The sequence below is a fragment of the Caballeronia sp. LZ029 genome (genome assembly GCF_031451275.1).
Classification (GTDB): domain Bacteria; phylum Pseudomonadota; class Gammaproteobacteria; order Burkholderiales; family Burkholderiaceae; genus Caballeronia; species Caballeronia jiangsuensis.
On record NZ_JARUXO010000115.1, the window covers coordinates 1 to 5,206 of the forward strand.

General features: G+C 61.6%; 2 protein-coding genes and 4 pseudogenes. 4 read left to right on the forward strand and 2 right to left on the reverse strand.

Features of this window, described 5'->3' with window-relative positions:
• Nucleotides 1–99: 99 nt before the first annotated feature.
• Both istB and istA (QCE73_RS39065) read right to left on the reverse strand, forming a co-directional pair.
• Nucleotides 100–870: pseudogene (gene istB, locus QCE73_RS39060) on the reverse strand (IS21-like element helper ATPase IstB).
• Nucleotides 867–2,410, reverse strand: a pseudogene (gene istA / locus QCE73_RS39065) (IS21 family transposase). The pseudogenes istB and istA (QCE73_RS39065) overlap by 4 nt, the downstream one beginning before the upstream one ends.
• A 69-nt stretch (nucleotides 2,411–2,479) precedes the next feature.
• On the opposite strand from istA (QCE73_RS39065), the gene QCE73_RS39070 reads away from it, so the two are divergent.
• The 4 genes and pseudogenes from QCE73_RS39070 to istA (QCE73_RS39085) form a co-directional block, all read left to right on the forward strand.
• Nucleotides 2,480–3,004: a transposase gene (locus QCE73_RS39070; RefSeq protein WP_075583979.1), complete on the forward strand. Its 525-nt coding sequence runs from the start codon at nucleotides 2,480–2,482 to the stop codon at nucleotides 3,002–3,004.
• Entirely contained in the window at nucleotides 2,980–3,333 is a 354-nt protein-coding gene (gene tnpB, locus QCE73_RS39075; protein WP_309886151.1) for an IS66 family insertion sequence element accessory protein TnpB, read from the forward strand. Before QCE73_RS39070 ends, tnpB begins: the two co-directional genes overlap by 25 nt.
• A gap of 31 nt (nucleotides 3,334–3,364) precedes the next feature.
• A pseudogene (locus QCE73_RS39080) lies at nucleotides 3,365–4,192 on the forward strand (transposase); the annotation flags it as partial.
• Between the two features lie 189 nt (nucleotides 4,193–4,381).
• Nucleotides 4,382–5,110 (forward strand): annotated as a pseudogene (istA, locus tag QCE73_RS39085) (IS21 family transposase); the annotation flags it as partial.
• Between the last annotated feature and the right edge of the window lie 96 nt (nucleotides 5,111–5,206).

Genomic DNA, 5,206 nt, shown 5'->3' on the forward strand with positions numbered 1-5,206 from the left:
TCGCAAGCGTCTGCTGTTTCATTGTCTTTTGACTTACTCGTTGCTCGTGCGCTCTATAACGCTTGACGCGCACAGGCGGTGGACTTAATCAGTGTTGCCTTAGCTCGCTTTCGTTTTTCGTGCAAGGGTTTCGGCGGCCTGCTTGAGGCGATAGCTGCGCCCGTCGAACTCGAGCAGGTGGCAATGATGCATGAGCCGGTCGAGGATTGTGGTGCTCATCGTGTTGTCGCCGAGATAGGTACCCCAGTCCTGGACGATCCGGTTTGAGGTGACGACCACGCTGCGATGCAGCTTGTAGCGTTGATGGATAAGCGTTTGCAGCAACGTCCCCGCCTCGTCGGGGATCGTGCGCGAGAGGAACAGATCGTCGAGCACGAGCAGATCGCACTCGAGGATGGCCCGTAGCCTCGCCTCGCGCTAGGCCGGTGGGCTCAGCACATATCGGTTAAAGAAGTCGTCCGTCTCGATGTATTGCACCTTGTGGCCGTGCAGGACAGCCTGGTACGCCACGGCCTTCGCAACGTGGCTCTTGCCAGTGCCGCTTTTGCCGATGATCAGCGCGTTCTCGCCGCAGGCCACGAACTTCAGGGTATGCAGCTGGAAACAGGCTTGCCGCGGCAGCTTCGGGGTGAAGGACCAGTCGATTTCGGCAAGCGTGAGCTTCTCCTCGAGTCCGGACTGCTGGTAGCGTCGCTCGATGAGCCGCGACTGGCGCCGGTCGAGTTCGTCCTGCAGAATCAGCGCGAAGGTCTCGAGGAACGGCTGCTGGCTGCCCTGTGCCTGCAGCACCCGGGTCTCGAGCGTGTCGCGCACGCCCGACAGGCGTAGCAGCCTGAGTGCGCGTTCGATGTCGGGTAGCGTGGTGGTCATTCAGTTTCTCCCGTTGTGGAGGGGTGGGTGCCGGCACTGTGCTGCGCGCCGGCGTTGAAGAGCGCGCCGTATTCGGCGGCGGGCCGGATCAGGGCATGCTCCTGGGTGAGTGGCAAGGCGAGCTGCGGCGCACGATCTAGGCGCTCGAGCGCCTGCTCGAACAGCCGCTCGACGACGGCGCGCACCTGCCGGTAGCGATAGAGGTGATGACGCAAGGCGTGGTCGCAGGCCTGTTCGACGAGCCAAGTGGGATACTTCTTCGCCAACGCGACGATGCCCCACATGCCGCGATGGCCGACGCGACCTTCGGCGTCGAACAGGTGCTGACACAGTGCTTTTGCCCTCGGTCCGATGTCGCCGGCGCTGGCCAGCGCCAGGCTTGTCTGGCGTGACGGGTTGAACGGGCGTTCGCTCTCGGGAAGCTCGAGCGAGCCGGGCTCGGTGTGGCGGGGATGCGTGCGCAGCAGTTCCTGGGTGCGGCGATCGCGGATCTCCAGGGTGGTGTCGTAGACGCGCACGCACACGAGAGAACCGATGGGCGCGGGACGCGCGGCATAGTTGCTGCGGTCAATGCTGACGGTGGTGTCGTCGTTGACGGTGCGCACGACCTCCTTGAAGTAACGGAACCCGGTGAGCGGCAGCGCCTGCAGATGCGGCTTCTCTTCCTGGAACATCGCCTGGACCTGCCGCCGCGCGCGGCCGTGGATGCGTCTGGCGGCCCAGTTCTCCTCCCAGTGCATCAGGAATCGTTCTGGGCTTCGATGGACTCGAAGCGGCGACCCTTAAGGGCCGTGTCCTGCGTATGCTTGATCGCGTGTTCCACGGTACCCTTGCGATTCGGATCCCTTACGCGTGCAGGGTCCGCGACGACGCCGTAATGCTCGAGCATCGCGGCGTAGAGCCGGTTGATTTCCGGCTCGTACAGGTCCGGTGTGATGACGCCCTCGCGCAGATTGTCAAGGACTACGTATTGCGTCGAACCTCCGAAGTACCGGAAGGCCTCCTCGTGAAGCGGTGCCCACACCTGCTTGCTGGACTTCCACACCACGCGTCGGAAGCTGCGTCGCGAGTACCGCAGGGTCATGACGAACAGACGCGGTTTCCGGTATCGCCCCGTTTTTGGATCGAGAGTCGGGGCGCCCTCGCCGTAGTCGACCTGACTTTCCTCGCCGACGATAAATGCAAGACGGTCGAACTGCTCGGGGTCGACGTGACGCAGGGCGCGCACGAAACGCTTGACGCTGTCGTAGCTCGCGGTAAAGCCGAACTGATCAACCAGATCCTGGTAGATGGCCTGGGCATTGCGCTGCAGGCGCACCTGCTGCTCGATCCATTCGCGATGGGGTTCGCTGGCCGAGCGGGCGAAATTGAAGGGTTTGACCGGCGCTGCCCGAGCAGGAGCCGGTGGGCGCGGGGATGGAGGAGTTTGAGGTGGAGGAATTCGAGCGCCCGCCGGCTCAGCCACACCGGTGGGCGCGGTGGTGGGGGAATTTGCGCCGACCGCCTGCTGGGATTCGTAGATCGCCTGTAAGCGGTCCATCTCCGACGTCTGGCAGTGAGCGACAGTAGCGAGGACCATAGGTGTCCACCTGTCTTGAGGTGGACACCTATGACTGGCATAGACTCAGAGTTGGCAGTAGTACGTCGTAGCAGCGATGGTCGTCGCCGCTATGACGAAAAAAGTAAACGCGCCTTGATTGAGGCATCACTTCGTCCCGGAGTATCAGTCGCCGGTCTGGCTCAGCAGCACGGCATCAACGCCAATCTGCTGCGCAAGTGGATCGCGAAGTACTTGGTGGAGCGCGAGAAAGGCATTTCGCCAGCGTCGCAGCATAATGGCAACGACGAATACAACGCGCCTCACCCCGACGAGTCGATTAATGAGGTGGCCGCCGCTCTGCCAGGGTCGCACCAACCCGTCCCCGTCGCGGTAAAGCCGTCTGCGTTCGTGTCGGTCGTTTCAGCGTCGCCGACACATCCGTCCACACCACCATCGATGACACTTGCCTTGCATGTGCGTCTGTCGAACGGCGTCGAGCTCGAACTCGGCGGGGCAATCGCGACCATCGACGAATTGACGACCATGGTCCAGATTCTGGGGAGGATGCCGTGTTCCGGTTCGACGACGATCTGAAGGTCTATCTGCACCGCGATCCCGTTGATTTCCGCTACGGCATGAATAGCCTGTCTATTCTCGTTGAGCAGTCGATGCGCCTGAATCCGATGGACACTTCGCTATACATCTTCGGAAACCGGCGTCGCGATCGGATAAAAATCCTTGGCTGGGATGGCAGTGGTTTCTGGCTTCTCATAAAGCGATTGGAGAGAAGCCATTTCATCTGGCCCGACAACAAGGCTGAGATCGTGACGATGACCACCAATGTGCTGCACGCGCTACTCGACGGCGATGACATCACCGCAATCCGGCGGTATCCGAAGCAGGAATATCATCGCGTGAGCTGAACAGTGAGGCGGTGTGCGGGTCTAACCAGCCATGCCGATCAACGTCACGATCACCGCCGAGGAACTGAAGGCGTTGCTCGCCGAGCGCGATGCTGCGCGTGCATTGCGAGAAGAACAGGAGGCATTACGCGGCGCCTTGCGGCTCGTGACGGCCGAGCGCGATCTCGCCGAGGAGCGCCTCCGAGCTTATCGTCGCGAACTGTTCGGCGCCAAGAGTGAAGCACGAGATTCTGATCAACCTAGCTTGTTCAACGAAGCCGAGACGCTCGGAGCGAACAGCGCGCCCGCGCAGGAAGACACGCCGGAGACGACAGTCGCCGCGCACAAGCGCAAGAAGCGCGGTCATCGCAAGCCGCTAGATCCGAATCTGCCGCGCGAGGTCGTGCGACACGAACTGCCCGAAGCCGAACGCTTCTGCACGAACGATGGGCACGCGCTCGTCGAGATAGGCGCGGAGATCAGTGAGCAGCTCGATGTGATCCCGGAGCAGCTTCGGGTGATCCAACACCAGCGCGTCAAATATGCGTGCCCTTGCTGTGACCTCGGGATCAAGGTCACGCCGGCGCCGCCGCGCATCATCGCGCGCGGACTGTTCAGCGAATCGGCGCTTGCATGGATCGCCACCGGCAAGTATCAATTCGGCATGCCGCTGTATCGTCAGGCTGGTTTGCTGTGTCGCTTCGGTGGCGACATCTCGTCGAACACGATCGCCGCCAGCATGGTTCGCGTTGGCCTCGCGACCCAGCCCGTGATCAACTTGATGCGCGATGCGTTGCTCGAGGCAGAGCTGATCTACTGCGACGAAACAACGTTCCAGGTACTGAAAGAAAAAGGGAGAAAACCACAAACGAAGAGCTACTGCGTATTTCGGACGAAGGTGACCGGCCGTTTCGGGATCGTGACCGGCGATTTCGGCAACGTGACCGGCCGTTTCGGGAACGTGACCGGACGGACCGGAGGACAGGACTGGCGTTGCGCATGACATCAACCACGCGAGCTATGCTCGCCGGCTTTTGCCGGAGAGAGCATGCCCGCGCACCGGATGAACATGCGCATGATCAAGGACGTTTTACGACTTAAGTTCGACGGCGGTTTCTCGCATGATCGAATCGCCGCGTCGCTGGGCATTTCCAAGGGCGTGGTCACGAAGTATGTCGGACTGGCGGGTGCCGCCGGGCTGGATTGGGCCAGCGCCTGTGATATGGACGAAGGCGAGCTCGAGCGACGGCTTCTTGGCAAGCCCACCGGACCTGCGGCCTATGCACAGCCCGACTACGGTCGCATACATCAAGAGCTACGCTGCAAGGGCGTGACGCTGACGTTGTTGTGGGAGGAATATCAGGCGGAGTTCGCGAATCGGAAGACTTACCGTTACACGCAGTTCTGCGAGCACTATAAGGCGTTCGCAAAACGGCTGAAGCGCTCGATGCGGCAGATCCACCGTGCTGGTGAGAAGCTATTCGTCGACTTCGCCGGTCCCACATTGCCGTTGACTACGGGGCGTCGCGCGCACATCTTCGTGGCCGCCATGGGCGCATCGAGCTATACATTCGCATGTGCCACGCCGGCCGAGACGATGGAGGACTGGCTGAGTGGTATCGCCCGCGCGCTGACTTTCTACGGCGGCGTTCCACAACTGATCGTGCCGGACAACCCGCGCGCGATGATCGCCGACCCCGATCGCTATGAGCCTCGCGCCGGCGACACCGTGCTGGACTTCGCGCGTCACTACGGCACCTCATTTCTGCCTGCACGCGTTTATCGCCCGCAGGATAAGGAGTAGGTTTCACATTGCACCTTGTCCGGTAGTTGGAGCGGCGATGAAGGTTGCTTGTGTAGCTTTGCGTCCAGCGGTGCCTCTTACGAGCGGGAC